This window comes from Glaciihabitans arcticus, from assembly GCF_004310685.1.
Lineage (GTDB): Bacteria > Actinomycetota > Actinomycetes > Actinomycetales > Microbacteriaceae > Conyzicola > Conyzicola arctica.
In genome coordinates, this window is the sequence record NZ_SISG01000001.1 from 1443467 (window position 1) to 1461924 (window position 18458).

An 18458-nucleotide genomic window follows, 5' to 3' on the forward strand; every position below is an offset into this window, starting at 1 on the left:
AAGAGGAAAGCGAGCGAAACTGAAAAATCTAGCCTGTGACGAGGGGCAGTGCGGGGTCAGCGCTCCACTCCTCGAGTGAACCGTCATAGATGCGCACCGCCTTCTGCCCGATCGCAGCGAGCGTGAGGGCACCCGCCGAGGCGGAGATGCCACCACCGCAGTAGAGCAGCACCTCCGATGAGTTCTCCGCCACATCCACCCCGGCCGCGTCATAGGCGAGAATCAACTCGACCCGGCTCTTCAGAGTGCCGTTGCTGCCGAACAGGTCGCGACTCGAGACGTTGACGCTGTTCGGGATGCGACCTCGGCGCGCGTAGCGCGTGGCATCCGCACCCGTGAAGGACCCGGCCGGCAGGCTGCACACGAGGGGACGCTCGTCGTCCGCGGCGCGCTCGACGAGCTCCTCCTTGCTGACCCAGGCGCGTCGAACCGACTCACCCTTCCACGGGCTCGAGGCGGGGCGGGGCGGGCGCTCCCCGGTCTCGACGGTGTGACCGCCCGCGGTCCACGCCTTGTAGCCGCCGTCGAGCACGCGGGCCGAGACGCCGATCCAACGCAGCAGGTACCACAGGCGGGCCGCCCACATCGTACCGGTCGTGTCGTAGATGACCACCTGGCTGTCGCGCGAGACGCCGAGCCGGGCGAGCTCATCCGCGATCTGCTGCGGTTCGGGATGCGCATAGTGCGTCGGCGCGTTGGTGTCGCTGAACTGCGTGGCGACGTCGACGTGCTGCGAGCCGGGGATGTGGCCGGCCAGCCAACGGTCGCGCCCTGGATTCATGCGGTAGTCGCCGTCGAATGCCGGAGCGTGCAGCTCGAGGCTCGCGTCGAACACGATCGGCGGGTTCGGCTCGGCGAGAGCGTCGGACAGTTCGGACACGGAGATGAAGGGACCAGTCACCCGTCCACTCTCGCAGGGTCGAGCACGGCGCGCCACCGTTCGACGTCGCGTGTCACGGCGTCGATCACGTTGCGCCCGTCGATGCTCTCGTCGGCGAGGGTGATCGGCAGTTCACGCACGATGAACGACCACTCCTGCGCCGCCCAGCGGTCCCAGTGCGGGGCGTACAGCTCGCCGTCCCGCTCGAGAGCCCGCCGCTTGCGGGTCGCGTCGTCGAGGGTGACCCACACGCCGTGGTCGGCGAGCTCGCGGTTCGCGCGGGACAGCGCTCCGCACCCCTCCACGATGAGCGGCTGCGACAGGTCGACTTCACGCCAGTCGCCGGGTCGGGATGACGCCCAATCCCACTCCCGCCACCGCCCGTCGGTCAACATCGACGTCACAGCCCGGCTGCCGGCCTCGAGTCCTCCCCAGCCGGGGTAGAGCGCGTCCATCCGCACGAGCTGGGCGCCGGTGAGGTCGCGCAGGGCGGTCGCGAGCTCGGTCTTGCCGGATCCTGACCGGCCGTCGATGAGCAGGATGGGACTCACGGCAACCCCAGGAACCGCGCGACGGCGGGGGTGGCCGGCGCGTCTCGCAGCTCGGCCGGCGTGCCCAACTGCACGAGGCGTCCGGCCATGAGCACGGCGACCCGGTCGGCGACCGCGAACGCCTCGTCCTGGTCGTGGGTGACGAACAGCGCGGTCTGGCTTGTGGAGGACAGGATCGCGCGCAGGTCGGCGGCCAGCCGGGTGCGCAGTTCGCGGTCGAGGGAAGAGAGCGGTTCATCCAGAAGCAGCAGGCGTGGCGAGGCGGCCAGCGACCGGGCGAGCGCGACCCGCTGCTGTTCACCGCCGGAGAGCTCGGTGACCCGGCGCTCCTCGAACCCGGACAGGCCGACCAGCGCCAGCAACTCGGTCACCCGCGCCTCGGCCGGCACGCGTCGCACGCGCAGCGCATAGCCCACGTTCTGCGCGACCGACTGGTGGGTGAACAGCTGCCCGTCCTGGAACATCAGAGCGAAGCCGCGCTCGTGCACGGGCACGCCGGCGAGGTCGTCGCCGTCCCAGGAGATCGAGCCCGACCCCAGCGGCTCGAGGCCGCAGATGGCGCGCAGCAGTGTGGACTTTCCACCGCCGGATGGCCCGAGAAGCCCGAGCACCTCCCCCGACGCGACGGTCAGCGAGACGTCGTCGACGACAAGGGTGCGGTCGAGCGTGACCGAGACGTGCTCCACGGAGAGTGACATCAGAAGGCTCCAATCGTGCCGACGCGCAGGCGTTCGACGAGGGCGATGACCAGCACGGTGACCGCGGCGAGCACGACGGCGGCCGCGATGGCCATGCCGAAGTTGTCGCCGCCCGGCAGTCCGATCAGCCGGAAGATCACGACCGGCAGCGTCGGGCGGTCGGGTCGGCTGAGAAAGCTGGTCGCGCCGAACTCGCCGAGGGCGACCGCGAAGGCGAGTCCGGATGCCGCGAGCGCGGGTCGCGCGACGACGGCAAGATCCACGTCCCGCATGACCCGCCACGGCGCCGATCCGAGCACCGCCGCCGCCTCCCGCAACCGTGGGTCGATGCCCCGCAGAATCGGAAGCACGGTGCGCACGACGAGCGGCAGGGCCACGAGCGCCTGCGCGATCGGCACAAGGATCGGTGAGGAGCGCAGGTCGAGCGGTGGCTGGTTGAGGGTGATGAGGAACCCGAATCCCACGGTTACCGCCGAGACGCCGAGCGGCAACATCAGTGCCCCGTCGAACCACTCGAGGGCGCGGCGACCACGCGCGCTGCGCGGTGTGCGGGAGAGCACCAGGGATGCGCACAGTCCGATGACGACCGCGAGCACCGTCGCCTGTGCCGCCGCTGCGAGAGAGTTGCCGAGCGCCGTCCAGACGGGCACAACGAGCGCGTTGCGAGTGCCTGTTCCGGAGAGGGCGAGGTAGTTGCCGAGCCCCCAGCCATCGCGCGTCTGGAGCGATCGAAGAAGCAGCGACACGATCGGCAGTGCGAGCAGGAGGGCGGTGACCACAGCGACGGCAATGGGGAGCGCATCCGATCGACGCGGCGGCCGGGAGGAGAGCCGAGCCGCGACTCGACGCTGCGCCGTGCTGCGACCTCGCGCGCGGGCGGCGAGCAGCAGCATCCCGAACACGACGATGAGCTGGGTGATGGAGAGCACACTCGCGGCTCTCAGGTCGAGGAACTGGGTGGTGAGCAGCCAGATCTCGGTCTCGATGGTGCCGAAGCGGGTGCCGCCGAGCACGAGCACGACCCCGAACGCGGTCGAGCAGAACAGGAAGACGATGGACGCGGCCGCCACGATAGAGCCCGACAGGCGGGGAATTGTGATGGTCAGGAATACCCGAACGGGGCCGGCGCCGAGTACACGGGCCGCCTCCTCCTGACGGGAGTCGAGTCCTTCCCAGGTGCCGCCCACGGTGCGCACGACAACGGCGATGTTGAAGAATACGAGGGCCAGCAGGATCGCGGGAAAGGTGCCGTCGAGCTGCAGGAACCCGAGCAGGCCGCCCTCGCGCAGCAGGGTCCTGAAGGCGACTCCAACGACCACCGTCGGCAGAACGAACGGCACTATGACAAGAGCGCGCAACAGCCCCCGCCCACGAAATCGCAGGCGGTAGAGCACGTGCGCGATCGGCAGCCCGACCAGCACGCAGACGACCGACGCGATCGCGGCCTGCGCGAGGGTGAGGCCGATCAGCCGCAGCGTACGTGGCCGGGTGAGCACCTCGAGCAGCGGCCCCTCGCCGAACAGCCCGCGGCCGATGATCGCGAGCACCGGCCAGACGAAGAACACCGCGAGGAACGCGAGGGGCACGCCGACGCCGAGCACCATCCACAGGACGGAGCCCGGTCGCCGGCGCGCCAAGGACATCACGGGGTGGCGATGGCCGCCCACTCGGCGAGCCATGTCTCACGGTTCGCGTCGATCTCCGCGGGCGAGATCACGTAGGGGTTCTCGGCGACCTTCGCGATTTCGGCCCAGCCCTCGGGCAGCGTCGCGGCGGCGTTCACCGGAAAGACGTACATGCTCTCGGGGATGTCGTTCTGCACGGTGGTCGAGAACAGGAAGTCGACGAGCTTGCCCGCGGCCTCCGGGTACTCGGTGCCGGCGATGACGCCCGCATACTCGGTCTGGCGGAAGCAGGTGTCGAGCAGGGCGCCGGTCGGAACCGTGCCGTCTTCCTGAACCTCGAACGGTGGCGACGAGGCGTAGGAGACGACGAGCGGCCGGTCCCCTTCGCTCGACGGCCCGGAGAAGTCGACGTAGTAGGCGTCACTCCAGCCCGCGTCGATCTTCACACCGTTGTCTACGAGCGAGGCCCAGTAGTCCTGCCATCCGGCGTCGTCGAAGGCGGCGATCGTCGCGAGCAGAAAGGCCAGACCTGGTGAGGATGACGTCGCCGCCGGCACAACCAGCAGGTCCTTGTACTTCGGGTCGGTGAGATCCTCGAGGGAGACCGGTTCGGCGATGCCGGCCTCGGCGAACCACTCGTGGTCCACATTGATGCACACGTCGCCGTTGTCGATCGGGGTGAGCTGTGCACCGCCCTGATCGGCGGGAAGCAGGTACGGATCCTCGGCCGGGGTCACGTCGCCGGACACGTAGTCGGCGAGCACGCCCTCCTTGACGGCCCGGCTCGCGAACGTGTTGTCGATGCCGAAGACCACGTCGCCGAGCGGGGAGTCCTTGGTGAGAACGAGCTTGTTCACGAGCTCGCCCGCGTCACCCGCGGCCTGCACCTCGACCTCGATGCCGGTCTGTTCGGTGAACTCGGCGAGGACGCCGTCGCTCAGCGCGAACGAGTCGTGGGTGACCAGAACGAGCTTGGCCGGGTCGGACCCCGGCGCGGGCGCGGGGCTGGAACATCCCGCGAGGGTGATGACGGCGATTGCCGCGATGACTGCATATTTCTTCTGCACTGTGCGTGCCCTTTCATAGAGGGGCACGGGTTGTAAGAGATTGCCTCCCTGCGCTGGCATGATCCAGATCAGGTTCGACGGTCGAAGCTTGGAGAAGCTTCCTCTCAGCCCGGCTCACCGGACTCCCGTGTTCATGTACAACCCTACCGGGCTATCGGGCACGTGCCCGAATTGCAGACACGTCCCGGTCAGGCGTCGGCGTCGGCGTTGGCGCGCCACTCCTGGCCCTTGCGGACCGCCTTGAGTGCGGGATACAGCGCGAGGAACAACCACATCGGCGCTCGCACCCCGAGGTTGCGCACGCCGTGGCGCTTGTAGGTGCGCTCAAAGCGCGTCACGTAGTAGTAGTAGTCGCGCGGTGAGTCGTCGATGCGACGGGCGGACATGCCGGTCACCATCGTCGGGACGTACTGCACGCGCAGGCTGTGCTCGTGCAGGTGCACGGAGATGTCGATGTCCTCGTGCAGTTCGTCGTCGACATCGCGGCACACTTCGGTGCGGATGACGTTCCACGCCTCGGCCCGAAGCGCCATGTTGCTGCCGAACACGAAGTGGTACTCCCGCGCGAGCTTGATCATCACGCGACGAACGGTGTCGTCGGCCTTGAGCCCCCAGCGGCGCAGCGGCATGTCGTAGTAGATGACGGGGCCGGTGGCGGCGGAGACGAGCGGATCGGTGAACGCCCGCTGCACCTCCTCAACCCAGGTCGGCTCGAGCACGGAGTCCGCGTCGATGCGACCGATCACGTCCCCGCTGGCCCGATCGAGTCCCAGGTTGCGAGTGGGCACGAGCCCCTGCTCGTCGTTCTGGGTGACGTAGAGCAGCGGGGCATCCGGAAACGCGATCTGCAGGGCGGCGACGATGGCGGCTGTGTTGTCGGTCGAGCGGTTGTCGACGACGATGATCTCGTGCGCGGGCACCGTCTGCTCGAGCGCCGCGAGCACACATGCCTTGATAGTCTCCTCTTCATTCCATGCGGGGATGACGATCGATACTGTCGGTAACGGCAGGAGCATGCCGCCCACCCTAATCGCACCCGGCGAATTCTTAGGGTTCACCCCGCATCTACGTGTATGTCACTCATTCGGCGGGCGGCCCGAATGGGGGCCAGTACCGTTGGAGCATGGAGAATACGGAACACGGAAACGTCTGGCCCGGATCGGCCTACCCGCTCGGAGCAACATACGACGGCAACGGCACCAACTTCGCACTGTTTAGTGAGGCGGCCGAGCGCGTCGAGCTCTGCCTGTTCGACGATCACGGCACCGAGACGCGTCTCGAACTCACCGAGGTGGACGCCTTCGTTTGGCACGGCTTCCTGCCGCAGGTGCAGCCCGGGCAGCGCTACGGCTACCGCGTTCACGGACCCTACGATCCCTCGAACGGTGAGCGGGCCAACCCCAACAAGCTGCTGCTCGACCCCTACGCCAAGGCAACGACCGGCCACATCGAGTGGCACCCGTCGCTGTTCTCCTACGACTTCAACGACCCGACCCAGCGCAACGACGAGGACAGCGCGCCGCACGCCATGCTCGGGGTCGTCATCAATCCGTTCTTCGACTGGGCCGGGGATCGTCATCCTCGCACCGCGTACCCCGACACGTTCGTCTACGAGGCACACGTCAAGGGGCTCACCGAGCTGAACCCGGCGATCCCCGAAGACCTGCGCGGCACCTACGGCGGCATCGCCCACCCCGCCACCATCGAGCATCTGCAGAAGCTCGGCGTGACCGCCCTCGAGCTCATGCCCGTGCACCAGTTCGTGCACGACGACACGCTCGAGCAGAAGGGCCTCAGCAACTATTGGGGCTACAACACGATCGGCTTCTTCGCCCCGCACAACGACTACGCCGGCAACGGTGACCTCGGCCAGCAGGTGCAGGAGTTCAAAGCCATGGTGCGCGAGCTGCACACCGCCGGCATCGAGGTCATCCTCGACGTGGTCTACAACCACACGGCCGAGGGCAACCACCTCGGCCCGACCCTCTCCATGCGCGGCATCGACAACAAGGCCTACTACCGTCTCGTCGATGACGACCAGCAGCACTACATGGACTACACCGGCACCGGCAACTCGCTGAACGCCGGCAACCCGCACTCGCTGCAGCTCATCATGGACTCGCTGCGCTACTGGGTGACCGAGATGCACGTCGACGGTTTCCGCTTCGACCTGGCGTCGACCCTCGCCCGCGAGTTCTACGACGTCGACAAGCTCTCCACCTTCTTCGAGCTCGTGCAGCAGGACCCGGTGGTCTCGCAGGTCAAGCTCATCGCCGAGCCCTGGGACGTCGGGCCTGGCGGCTACCAGGTCGGCAACTTCCCGCCACAGTGGACGGAGTGGAACGGCAAGTACCGCGACACCGTGCGCGACTTCTGGCGCGGCGAGCCCTCCACCCTCGGCGAGTTCGCCGCCCGGGTGACCGGATCCGCCGACCTGTACGAGCACTCGGGAAGACGACCCGTCGCATCCATCAACTTCGTGACGGCTCATGACGGCTTCACGCTGCGCGATCTCGTGTCGTACAACGAGAAGCACAACGACGCGAACGGTGAAAACAACAACGACGGCGAATCACATAACCGTTCGTACAACCTGGGTGTTGAAGGGCCGACGGATGACCCGGCCATCCTCGAGCTCCGCTCCCGCCAGCAGCGCAACATCATCGCTACCCTGCTCCTGTCGCAGGGCGTGCCGATGCTGCTGCACGGCGACGAACTCGGACGCACGCAACAGGGCAACAACAACGTCTACGCGCAGGACTCCGAGCTGAGCTGGGTGCACTGGGACGACGCCGACCTCTCCCTCGTCGAGTTCGTGGCCGCTGTGGCGCGACTGCGCAAGGAGCATCCGACCTTCCGTCGCAGCCGCTTCTTCGACGGGCGCCCCGTGCGTCGTGGCGAGGGCGAGCCGCTCTCCGACATCGTGTGGCTGAGCCCCGAGGGCGACGCCATGGTGCCCGAGGACTGGGACACCCCGCTCGGACGTGCCGTCGGGATGTTCCTCAACGGCCAGGGCATCCGAGGAAAGGACGCCCGCGGCGAGCGCATCAGCGACCGCAACTTCATCGTCTTCTTCAACGCGAACGACGAGCCGGTCGACTTCGTGCTGCCCTCCGAAGAGTTCTCGCCGTCGTGGGAGGTCGTGGTCGACACTGCGGGGATTGCCGTGTCGGTGGAGCCTCGGCACGCCGAGAGCACCCTCCACATCCTGCCGCGATCGACGGTGGTGCTGCGCGCCTGGGTCGAGCCCGCGCCGGATCTCGACACCGCCGTCGCTGCGTCGCTGCAGGTGCTGACCAACTCGAACGCCGCCAACTCGCTGTCGGCCAAGACGGAAGCGGAATGAGCATGGCGAGGGTTCCGGCATCCACCTATCGCCTGCAGCTGACCGCCGACTTCCCGCTGCAGGCCGCGAGCGAGCTCGTCGACTACCTGACCGGGCTCGGAATCGACTGGGTCTATCTCTCCCCCGTGCTGCAGGCGACGAAGGGATCGACGCACGGCTACGACGTCGTCGACCACTCGACCATCGATGTGGAGCGCGGTGGCGCCGAGGGGCTCGAGCTGCTGTCGAAGGCCGCGCACGATGCGGGGCACGGTGTGCTCATCGACGTGGTTCCGAACCACGTGGGCGTCTCCGACCCGAGCCAGAACGCCTGGTGGTGGGATGTGCTGAAGCACGGCCGGGATTCCCGCTACGCCGAGGCCTTCGACATCGACTGGGACTTCGCACCCCGTCTGCGTATACCGGTGCTCGGTGACGACGAGACGCTGGAGGTCGTCGGCGACGAACTGCACTACTTCGACAACCACTACCCGATCGCGCCGGGCACCGCCGACGACGGTGCGGATGCCGCCACCGTGCACTCGCGCCAGCACTACGAGCTCGTGCACTGGCGTCGCGCCGACGCGGAACTCAGCTATCGACGGTTCTTCGCGGTCAACACTCTCGCCGCCATCCGCGTCGAGGTGCCGTGGGTCTTCGACGAGTCACACGAGCAGATCGTGCGCTGGGTGCGCGAGGGCATCGCGGACGGCCTCCGGATCGACCATCCCGACGGCCTGCAGGACCCGGGTGGCTATCTCGACACCCTCGCCGCGGCGACGGGCGACACCTACGTGCTGGTCGAGAAGATCCTCGAGGGTGAGGAGCAGCTGCCCGCCTTCTGGCCGGTCGCCGGCACCACCGGCTACGACGCCCTGGCCGACGTCGACCGTATCCTCGTCGATCGCGCGGGGCGCTCCGCCCTCGACGCGATCGACAACGAGCTGCGCGGCCGCGCCCAGCCGCTCGAGTGGGCGACGCTGATCCGTCGCACCAAGCGCGCGATCGCGGACGGCATCCTGCACTCGGAGGTGCTGCGCATCGAGCGCGACATCGCGCGCAATCACAAGACCACCGAGCACACCGCCGACGCCCTCGCCGAGCTGCTCGCCTGCTTCCCGGTCTACCGGAGCTATCTGCCCTCGGGCCTCGAGCATCTGCACGAGGCCGCCGACCTCGCCTGCCGCGCGCGCCCCGAGCTCACCGCGACGATCGAGTCGCTCATCCCTGTGCTCTCCGACCCCGCCGAGCCGGCCGCGATCCGCTTCCAGCAGACCTCGGGCATGGTGATGGCCAAGGGCGTCGAGGACACCGCGTTCTACCGCTATACGCGCCTGACCTCCCTGACCGAGGTGGGTGCCGACCCGAGCGAGTTCTCGATCGGCGTCGAGGAGTTCCACCGCCGCCAGCTCGATCGACAGGCGCGTTTTCCTGCGTCGATGACCACGCTCTCGACCCACGACACAAAGCGCGGCGAGGATACCCGGGCACGCATCACCGTGCTGTCCGAACTCCCGGAGGAGTGGTCGACGACACTCGGCCAGCTGCGCGAGCGTGCCCCGCTCGGCGACGGCCCGCTCGAGAACCTGCTCTGGGAGTCGATCGTCGGCGCGTGGCCCGCCTCCGCCGACCGCCTGCACGACTACGCGACGAAGGCCAGCCGCGAGGCGGGCATGTCCACTAACTGGACCGAGCCGAACGAAGAGTTCGAAACGAGGATGCACGCGCTCATCGACAGCGCGTTCGACGGCGACCTCGTGAACGAGTTCGTGTCCCGTGTCGCCCCGTACGGCTGGTCGAACTCGCTCTCGGCGAAGCTCATCCAACTCACCGCCCCGGGAGTCCCCGACGTGTACCAGGGCAGCGAGCTCTGGGAGACGAGCCTCGTCGACCCCGACAACCGCCGTGCTGTGGATTACGACATCCGCCGCCTGTACCTCGAGGCCATCGACGCGGGCGCGCACCCGCCCATCGATGAAACGGGGGCGGCGAAGCTGCTCGTCACGAGCCGCGCGCTACGTCTGCGCCGGGACCGGCCGGAGCTGTTCACCCGATACGCACCGCTCGAAGCGCTCGGCACCGCCGCGCGTCACGCGGTCGTGTTCGATCGCGGCGGCGCCGTGACCGTCGCCACCCGCCTTCCGGTCGGGCTGGAGAAGTCCGGCGGCTGGGGCGACACGATCATCACCGTGCCCGGGCGCCCGCACATCGACGTTCTGACCGGCATCGAGTACGAAGGCGGCGGTATTCCGCTCGCCACCCTGCTTGCCCGGTATCCCGTCGCATTGCTTGCACCGATGGACCACGAGGAGTCGGCATCATGATCTTCGAGCTGTGGGCGCCCAGCGCCGAGGCGGTGTCCGTGGAGGTCGATGGCGCGTTGCATCCTCTCGTCGCAGGTGACGCGGGCTGGTGGGTCTCGCGCGACCTCGACCTCGAGGAGGGCGACCACCGCTACGGCTTCGTCATCGACGACGATCCGACCGCGCTGCCCGACCCACGCTCGCGCCGCCAGCCCGACGGCGTGCACCGGCTGAGTGCCACGGCGGACGTCCCCGAGCAGCACGTGAGCTGGACGGGGCGCCAACTCGCCGGCTCCGTCATCTATGAGCTGCACATCGGAACCTTCACGCCCGAGGGAACGCTCGACTCCGCAATCGAGCGCCTCGACCACCTCGTCGACCTCGGCATCGACTTCGTCGAGGTGCTGCCGGTCAACGGCTTCAACGGCACTCACAACTGGGGTTACGACGGTGTGCTCTGGTACACGGTGCACGAGGGGTACGGCGGACCGGAGGCGTACGCCCGCTTCGTCGACGCCTGCCACGAGCGCGGGCTCGGCGTTGTGCAGGACGTCGTCTACAACCACCTCGGCCCGAGCGGCAACTACCTGCCGCGTTTCGGCCCCTACCTGCGCACCGGCAGCGCCAACACCTGGGGCGACTCGGTCAACCTCGATGAGCCGGCCGTGCGCGACTACATCATTGAGAACGCGCTGATGTGGCTGCGCGACTACCGGGTTGACGCCCTGCGCCTCGACGCCGTGCACGCGCTCATCGATGACTCGCCGAAGCACCTGCTGCAGCAACTCGCCGAAGAGGTCGACGTGCTGTCAGCGCACCTCGGGCGGCCGCTATCCCTCATCGCCGAGTCCGATCTCAACGACCCGAAGCTGATCCTGCCGCGCGAGGCCGGCGGCTACGGCTTGACCGCGCAGTGGAGCGACGACTACCACCACAGCGTGCACACGGCCGTCACCGGCGAGACAACCGGTTACTACGAGGATTTCGCGGAGCTCGACGCGCTCGCCAAGACCACAACAGAGGGCTTCTTCCACAACGGAACCCTCTCGAGTTTCCGCGAGAGGAACCACGGTCACCCGATCCCCGCCGAAGTGCCGGCGTGGCGCCTCGTCACCTTCGCCCAGGACCACGACCAGATCGGCAATCGCGCAACCGGTGACCGGCTCTCGCCCGGGCTCGGCTTCGAACGCCTCGCGATCGCCGCGGTGTTGAACCTGTGCTCGCCGTTCACCCCCATGATCTTCATGGGCGAGGAGTGGGGCGCCTCAACACCGTGGCAGTTCTTCACCTCGCACCCGGAGCCCGAGCTGGGCGAGGCCACGGCGAAGGGACGCATCGCCGAGTTCGCGAAGATGGGTTGGGACCCGGCGGTCGTTCCCGACCCGCAGGACCCCGCGACCTTCGAGCGCTCGCACCTTCTGTGGGACGAGCGAGAGGATGGCGACCACGCCCGTCTGCTCGACCTCTACCGCGACCTCATCGCGCTGCGCCGGGAGTATCCCGAACTCACCGACCCGCGCTTCTCGACGATCGCGGCGGAGGTCAACGGCGACGTGTTCACCCTGAACCGTGGTCGCGTGCGGGTCCAGGTCGCCACGGCTGACACTGTGCTCGAACCCGTGGGTGCTGTCCTCCTGCGAACCGCTAGCACGGCGATCTCGCTGCTTGCTTAACCTTCGAACGTATGTTCGAATAGTCGCATGCGATGGGACGGCCAGGCGATCAACTCGGAGTCCCCGAACGCCCTCGTGCGACTGAGCAACGTGGTGCGCAGCGTGCAGACCCCGGAGTTTGCGGGCATCACCTTCCACGAGGTTCTGGCCAAGACCGCGCTCAACCATGTGCCCGGCGCAAGCAAGGCGCTGCCCTACGGCTGGAACATCAACCCGTACCGCGGGTGCAGCCACTCCTGCGTGTACTGCTTCGCCCGGGCGACTCACACTTACCTCGACCTCGACGCGGGCAAGGACTTCGACAACGAGATCATCGTCAAGGTGAACGTCGCAGAGGTGCTCGCGAAGGAACTGCGCAAGCCGAGCTGGGGGCGTCATCCCGTCGCCCTGGGAACGAACACCGACCCCTACCAGCGCGCCGAAGGCCGGTACCGACTGATGCCGGGCATCATCGCCGCCCTCGCCGAATCAGCCACTCCCCTCTCGATCCTCACCAAGGGCACGCTCCTGCGCCGCGACCTGCCGCTGCTCGTCGAGGCGAACAAGCGCGTGCCGGTCGACCTCGCCATGTCCATTGCGATCATGGATGACGACCTGCAGCAGTCGATCGAGCCCGGAACCCCGACCGCCAAGGCGCGTTTCGCGACGGTCGCGGCCGCACGCGAGGCGGGTCTCGACTGTTCCGTGTTCCTCATGCCGATCCTCCCCTATCTCACCGACAGCAAGGCCCATCTGGATGAAGCACTCCGCCAGGCGAAGGCGGCCGGCGCCACCACCGTGCTCTACACCGCGCTGCACCTGCGGCCCGGCACGAAGGACTGGTTCATGCAGTGGCTGGAGCGCGAGCATCCCGAGCTCGTCGAGAAGTACAGCTACCTCTACTACGGCACGAACTCGTACGCGCCCAAGGATTACCGGCGTTGGCTCGCGGAGCGAATGAAGCCGCTTATCCGCGCGCACGGGTTGCAGCGCGGCACCGAAGATCCGACGACGGGCGGCGTGCGCTCGGCGGCGCTGGGGTTCGCCACAAGCGGGGCGATCCGCGGCGACAGCGCCGAGCGCACGCCACTGCCCGCCCTCATTGCCGAGGAGTTGCCGCCCACCCTCGCGGTCGCCGCGATGCAGGCTCCGACCCTGTTCTGAGCGTCTGCACAGTCGGTTGGAAGTTGGTGGGCGGTAGGGGCTATTCTCGTTTCACCCGTTGTGCTCATAACGGGTCCCCATCGCAGCAGAGGTACGACATGGGCAAGATCCTGTACGCAGACTCAGACATCGAGATCATCTTCGATGACCGTGCCATGGCGCACCTGCAGGTGGTGATCGGCGCAAAACTCCGTCGCGGCGAGGGATTCTTCTTCTCCTGGAAAGACGACGTCAGCGTCGGCGACGGCCGAAGCGCGATCTGGGTCGACAAGGGCATCCCGCTCTACTTCCGGTTCTCCGGCAGCCGTCCGATCTCGATGAACCGAGACTGGCTCGAGTTGCTCACCCAGTCGGCCAACAGCACGCAGGGGCTCGTTTTCATGCCAGAGCCCGAGGGCGACACGAACCGCCCGAAGTCGCAGGTCTGACCGCGAATCTGGGAGACCACCGAGTAGGGCCGTAACATCCCCGACATATTTGATCAACCCGTTTGTTGAAACGATGCGGAGTGGTTGAATGATCTTGTCTACCCCACAATGGGGCACTCGACCGGCCCATCGCTCTGATGCGGCCCACAGATCGTGAGGAGCAACGGTGGTACTCAGTCTTCCCGTCCGACCCGAAGTCGCGCTCATCAGCGACGACCTGTACAGCGTCCTCACCGACAACGACACCCTCGGCTACGTCCACAAGGTCGGTCCGGTGTTTGTAGCCCTGTGCGGCGCCGACCTTCATCACGCGGTCGAAGTCGGCCAGTCCCTCAGCCTCGACCGTGCGGTCGAGATGGTCAGATCTCGCTAGTTTCTCTGCACCGGGAACACGAGCAGTGTGCTCGTCGCCGTCGCCACGATCCTGCCCTCACCATCGGTGACGACTGCTTCGGCGAAGGCGACGCGTGATCCGGGCTTTGTGACCCGGCCGACGACCGTCAGCGTGCCGGTCGTGGTGCTCACCGCTCGCAGGTAACTGACTTTGATCTCGAGGGACGTGTAGCCGACCCCGGCGGGCAGGGTTGTGTGCACGGCACATCCCGCAGCGGAATCGAGCACGGTGCAGAGAAAGCCGCCGTGCACGGATCCGATCGGGTTGTAGTGCGATTCGTTCGGCAGGCAGCTGAAGGTGGCCGTTCCCGTACCGACGCTCTCGAGCGTCATGTTCATCAACGTGATGATCGGTGGCGGCGGGACATCCCCATCGATCATGGCCTGCAGGTAATCGAGGCCCGCCATCTCTTTCGCGCGCGATGCCCCGATCATCGGGTCCTGCCAGGTGATGGTGCGGCTGCGGGTTGCGTCGTCGGTCATGCACTCAGTGTGCTGGGCGGGATGCCCCGGCGCGAGCAACCTCGTGGAACCCTCCAAGCGGCGCGGGTCTATTCCGCGGGCGCTGTCACGAAGTCGATGAGTTGTTCCACTCGACCGAGGAGCGCGGGCTCGAGGTCCGCGAACGACCCGACCCGGCTCAGGATGTGCTGCCAGGCGCGTGCGATGTCCGCCTGCTCCTCGTGCGGCCAGCCGAGCGCCTCACAGATCCCGTGCTTCCACTCGATGCCGCGCGGGATCACCGGCCAGTCCCGCAGCCCGAGCCGCCCGGGCTTCACGGCCTGCCAGACGTCGATATAGGGATGCCCCACCACGAGCACGTGCGCACCGAACGGGCCGCGCGCGACAGCGTCGGCAATGCGGGTCTCCTTCGAGCCGGGCACCAGATGGTCGACGAGCACTCCGAGGCGTCGCCCGGGTCCGGGCCCGAAGTCGCGGACGAGCTGCTCGAGGTCGTCCACGCCCTCGAGGTATTCGACGACGACGCCCTCGATGCGAAGGTCGTCACCCCAGACCTTCTCGACGAGCTCGGCGTCGTGGCGGCCCTCCACGAAGATGCGAGAGGGCAGGGCGACGCGTGCCGCGACATCCCGAACAGCGAGCGAACCGGAGGCGGTACGACGCGGAGCCGTGGATGCGACAGCCACGGGCGCGACGAGGCGCACCGGTGCGCCGTCGACGAGGTAGCCTCCACCGAGCGGGAAAGTGCGGATCTTGCCGTGGCGGTCCTCGAGCTCGACAAGCCCGGAGGCGAGGCGCACGACGGCGCCGACGAAGCCGCTCTCGGCAAGCTCCACGACCAGGCCGCGCTCGGCGGGCACGGTGGGATGCACGGTGGGAACGTGCCGATGGGTGAAGCCGGCGAGCACGTCCCCGGAATAGCGATCCTCGGGTGACGTCATGGGTCAATGATGACCCGGAGGGGTGGGATCAGGCGTTGACGTGCGCGGCGAGCCACGGCATCGGATTGATGGCGCGTGTACCGCCGAGTCGGATCTCGAAGTAGAGGTGCGGACCGGTGCTTTGGCCGGTGCTGCCCACCTGGCCGACGACCTGCTTGCCGACGACCTTGTCACCGACGGAGAGGCTGAGCGATCCGTAGGCCATGTGGCCGTAGAGGCTGCTCACGTGCTCGCCGTCGATCACGTGGTCGATGACGACGTAGACCCCGAGTCCGCCCGACCCGGTGCTGACCTCGGTGACCGTGCCATCGGCGATCGCGTGGATGCCGTTGCCCGCACCGCCAAGGAGGTCGACGCCCTTGTGGTAGCTCGAGCAGCCGGAGCACGGCGGAATCCGGTAGCCGAAGCCGCTGCTGATCGTTGTGCCGGCGGGCAGCGGGTAGTTCACCACCGAGTAGGCGCTGACCGACAGGTCTTCACGCAGGGCTGCTGCAGCCGGGGCGGCAGCCGTCATCTTCTCCTGCGGAATCTCGTCAGCCCTGAACGACTGGGTCGGCACCACGACCGTCTGCTCGGCAACGATCTCGGCCGAGGCGGGCAGTGTAGCGATGGTCGCCATGAATGCGGCGACGGTCAAAGCGCCCATCGCGAGCAAGCGCTGGCTGACGGCCATAAATCCGAGGTGACGGGGTTCGCGTGAGCGTCGTCCGGAAGGGCGTGCAGGGGTGAAGGTTGAACGGGTATGCAATACAGGTAACTCCGATGAGATCTCGCACCGATGGGCGTGCGGAACTGCTCTGGCCAATGTCAACACTGGCGAATATGAACGCACGTCATTGCGCGAGGCATGGCTCACCGCGTGGGGCGAGGCCTCAGTGACCGGATGGGGAGCCGCATCGATGGCGGGTGTCTCGCACCATTCGGGCTCAGTCGGGAGGACTTTCTAGCGTCCACCCTGACCCACCTGTCTGAGAAAGTCGTGTGAACGAGGGATGACGAATCCGCTCTCGCCGTGAAACGACGCTCGAAACGGCGACGGCGAGGGCGGTACCGGCCGCGACTCCCAGTGCGTTGGAGGCGAGCTCCGTGAGGGAGAGCTGGGCATCCGATCGCCACACGATGCAGGCCAATTGCACCCACACACTGGCGAGCAGGCCGAGCAAGATTACGGACATCCAGCGCGACCGTCCGAAGAGTCCGATGAGGATGGGTCCGATGGGGAGAAACAGGACTACGCCGCCCGCGAATGTCGCCGTACCCACGGATCGCGGGCCAAGCGCCATGAAGCAGAGCATCCCGAAGTAGACAGCACCGACGACGGTGAGCACGGGATGTCGGCGGAGCATCCCCCGATAATCGCACCGGCACTTCTACGCGCCATGTGCGAATGGTGGGAGGGACGTGTGAAGCGCTACGCCACCGCGACGAACCCCGTGACGAGCAGTCGACGGATCTCGGGCAGCACCTCGGCGAGCAGTTCTGTCTCGTCGACGCCGAGCAGTTCGGCAATGGCCGCGCAGATCGCACCTACGCTCAGCTCTCCGTCGCTCGCCCCGACGACGGCAGCGAGCGCTGTGCCGAGCGGTTCGGTACGCCCGAAGCCGCCGCCCTGGCGCAGATCCATCACCGTCGGGTCCTCGTCGCCGGGCCAATAGTAGCGCTCCTCGGTGACGTCGCCGGCGACCACGAGCCGAATCCTCGCGAGGTCGGCGTCGGAGAGCGCGAGCTGCGCGTCGTGGGCGGCGAGCGACGCCGCGATGTGCGCGCCCAGCCCCGCTTCGTTGCGCCCGAGCGCTCCGTCCACGCGCTCGAAGCGGCGCAGGGTCACGGTGCCGCCGAGCGGAGCGCGGAGCGTGAGGTAGCCGAATCCGACCCCGGTGACACCGCGCTCCTCGAAGTCGTCGAGCCACGCTGCGTAGAGCCGGTCGAAGTTGGGGGTTCCGGGGCGTGTGCCGCCGTCCCGGATCCAGGTCTCGGCGTACAGCGCCGCGTCCTGCGTCTCCCGCTCGATCACCCAGGCGTCGAGCGACACGTTCTCGAGCCAGCCCTGCACACGCTCGAGTCCGTCATCGCCGCTGCGGTACTCCCAATTGCCGAGCAGCTGCACAACGCCGCCGGGAGTCAGGTGGTCGGCGCTCTCGCGCACAACCTGCTCGACGAGCGCATCACCGACCAGGCCGCCGTCGCGGTACTCGTAGGCCGGCACACCCTCGGTGCGCGGCGTGATCACGAACGGCGGGTTGGAGACGATCTGGTCGAAGCGCTCCCCCGCGACCGGCTCGAACAGGCTGCCCAGCCGCAGCTCGATGTTCGAGACGTCGTTGAGCGCCGCGTTGAACGCGGCCAGGTCGAGGGCGCGCTGCGAGATGTCGGTGGCGACGACGCGGCGCGCGTGGCGCGAGGCGTGCAGTGCCTGGATGCCGCAGCCCGTGCCCAGGTCGAGCACGCTATCGACCGCTTCGCTCAACATCAGTCCGCTCAGAGTGGTGGATGCCCCGCCCACCCCCAGAACGTGATGCTCCGGTATCGCGCCGCCCAGCGCCAGCTCGCCGAGGTCGCTCGCGATCCACCAGGCGCCCGCGCCCCTCGCGTCCACGAAGCTGTACGGCCGGAGGTCGAGCAGGGGACGCACCGAGTCGCCCTCCAGGGCCACGAGGCCGAGCCGTTCTGCGCCCTCCACCCCGAGTCGGGGCAGGGCGCCCTCCGCCGACGCACGGGACGACTCGAGGCCGAGCACAAAGAGTGTCGCGAGGGTGCCGAGGGGACCTCCGCCCGCGACCCGGGCCAGCGCTCGGCGAGCCGGGACCCGCTGGCCGCGGTGAAGGGCGGCCGCGGCATCCTCACCCCACAGGGTGCCGAGCGCGTCGACCGTGAAGGCCGCGGCAGCGAGGTCATCCCGGAGCAGCGGAAAGAGCGCGGAGGTCATCACGCCATTCAACCGCATGGCGAGGCAGGGCGATTGCTGTGCG

At 67.8% G+C, this 18458-nt stretch carries 17 protein-coding genes and 1 riboswitch; of the genes, 6 read left to right on the forward strand and 11 right to left on the reverse strand.

Annotation, left to right across the window (positions count from 1 at the left end; translation table 11 throughout):
• Positions 1-28 precede the first annotated feature (28 nt).
• The 6 genes from EYE40_RS06940 to EYE40_RS06965 form a co-directional block, all read right to left on the reverse strand.
• Positions 29-901, reverse strand: coding sequence for a sulfurtransferase (locus tag EYE40_RS06940; RefSeq protein ID WP_161972359.1), 873 nt, complete (start codon positions 899-901; stop codon positions 29-31).
• Entirely contained in the window at positions 898-1431 is a 534-nt protein-coding gene (locus EYE40_RS06945) for a nucleoside/nucleotide kinase family protein (protein ID WP_130981267.1), read from the reverse strand. Before EYE40_RS06945 ends, EYE40_RS06940 begins: the two co-directional genes overlap by 4 nt.
• Positions 1428-2129 (reverse strand): ABC transporter ATP-binding protein, encoded by a 702-nt coding sequence (locus EYE40_RS06950; protein WP_130981268.1) that lies wholly within the window; start codon positions 2127-2129, stop codon positions 1428-1430. Before EYE40_RS06950 ends, EYE40_RS06945 begins: the two co-directional genes overlap by 4 nt.
• Entirely contained in the window at positions 2129-3808 is a 1680-nt protein-coding gene (locus tag EYE40_RS06955; RefSeq protein WP_338029021.1) for an ABC transporter permease, read from the reverse strand. The genes EYE40_RS06950 and EYE40_RS06955 overlap by 1 nt, the downstream gene beginning before the upstream one ends.
• Positions 3772-4821, reverse strand: a complete 1050-nt coding sequence (locus EYE40_RS06960; protein WP_130981270.1) for a thiamine ABC transporter substrate-binding protein — start codon at positions 4819-4821, stop codon at positions 3772-3774. The genes EYE40_RS06955 and EYE40_RS06960 overlap by 37 nt, the downstream gene beginning before the upstream one ends.
• A 28-nt stretch (positions 4822-4849) precedes the next feature.
• Positions 4850-4960, reverse strand: a riboswitch (TPP riboswitch).
• A gap of 49 nt (positions 4961-5009) precedes the next feature.
• Entirely contained in the window at positions 5010-5837 is an 828-nt protein-coding gene (locus EYE40_RS06965) for a glycosyltransferase family 2 protein (protein WP_130981271.1), read from the reverse strand.
• A 107-nt stretch (positions 5838-5944) separates the two neighbouring features.
• Between EYE40_RS06965 and glgX the strand changes: the two genes are divergently transcribed.
• The 6 genes from glgX (at position 5945) to EYE40_RS06995 (ending at position 14066) form a co-directional block, all read left to right on the forward strand.
• The gene (gene glgX, locus EYE40_RS06970; protein ID WP_130981272.1) at positions 5945-8167 is read left to right on the forward strand and encodes a glycogen debranching protein GlgX; all 2223 of its coding nucleotides are present in this window, start codon (positions 5945-5947) and stop codon (positions 8165-8167) included.
• Positions 8164-10470 (forward strand): malto-oligosyltrehalose synthase, encoded by a 2307-nt coding sequence (treY, locus tag EYE40_RS06975; RefSeq protein ID WP_240034741.1) that lies wholly within the window; start codon positions 8164-8166, stop codon positions 10468-10470. Before glgX ends, treY begins: the two co-directional genes overlap by 4 nt.
• A complete protein-coding gene (gene treZ, locus EYE40_RS06980) occupies positions 10467-12122 on the forward strand; it encodes a malto-oligosyltrehalose trehalohydrolase (RefSeq protein WP_130981273.1) in 1656 nt (551 codons plus the stop codon). Before treY ends, treZ begins: the two co-directional genes overlap by 4 nt.
• Positions 12123-12149: 27 nt before the next feature.
• Positions 12150-13265 carry an Rv2578c family radical SAM protein gene (locus tag EYE40_RS06985; protein ID WP_130981274.1) on the forward strand — a complete coding sequence of 372 codons (1116 nt, stop codon included), beginning with the start codon at positions 12150-12152 and terminating at the stop codon, positions 13263-13265.
• A 98-nt stretch (positions 13266-13363) separates the two neighbouring features.
• On the forward strand, positions 13364-13693 hold the full coding sequence (locus EYE40_RS06990; protein WP_130981275.1) for a DUF7882 family protein: 330 nt from the start codon (positions 13364-13366) through the stop codon (positions 13691-13693).
• Between the two features lie 166 nt (positions 13694-13859).
• Positions 13860-14066: a hypothetical protein gene (locus EYE40_RS06995; protein WP_130981276.1), complete on the forward strand. Its 207-nt coding sequence runs from the start codon at positions 13860-13862 to the stop codon at positions 14064-14066.
• Here EYE40_RS06995 and EYE40_RS07000 read toward each other — a convergent pair.
• The 5 genes from EYE40_RS07000 to EYE40_RS07020 all read right to left on the reverse strand — a co-directional run bounded on the left by EYE40_RS07000 (position 14063) and on the right by EYE40_RS07020 (position 18415).
• Positions 14063-14569, reverse strand: coding sequence for a PaaI family thioesterase (locus tag EYE40_RS07000; protein WP_130981277.1), 507 nt, complete (start codon positions 14567-14569; stop codon positions 14063-14065). The two genes, EYE40_RS06995 and EYE40_RS07000, sit on opposite strands and share 4 nt — an antisense overlap.
• 68 nt (positions 14570-14637) lie before the next feature.
• Positions 14638-15489: a DUF3097 domain-containing protein gene (locus EYE40_RS07005; RefSeq protein WP_130981278.1), complete on the reverse strand. Its 852-nt coding sequence runs from the start codon at positions 15487-15489 to the stop codon at positions 14638-14640.
• 28 nt (positions 15490-15517) lie between these two features.
• Complete coding sequence (locus EYE40_RS07010) at positions 15518-16162, reverse strand: M23 family metallopeptidase (protein WP_130981279.1); 645 nt, start codon at positions 16160-16162, stop codon at positions 15518-15520.
• Between the two features lie 253 nt (positions 16163-16415).
• A complete protein-coding gene (locus EYE40_RS07015; RefSeq protein WP_130981280.1) occupies positions 16416-16835 on the reverse strand; it encodes a hypothetical protein in 420 nt (139 codons plus the stop codon).
• A gap of 65 nt (positions 16836-16900) precedes the next feature.
• Positions 16901-18415: a DUF7059 domain-containing protein gene (locus EYE40_RS07020; protein ID WP_240034742.1), complete on the reverse strand. Its 1515-nt coding sequence runs from the start codon at positions 18413-18415 to the stop codon at positions 16901-16903.
• Between the last annotated feature and the right edge of the window lie 43 nt (positions 18416-18458).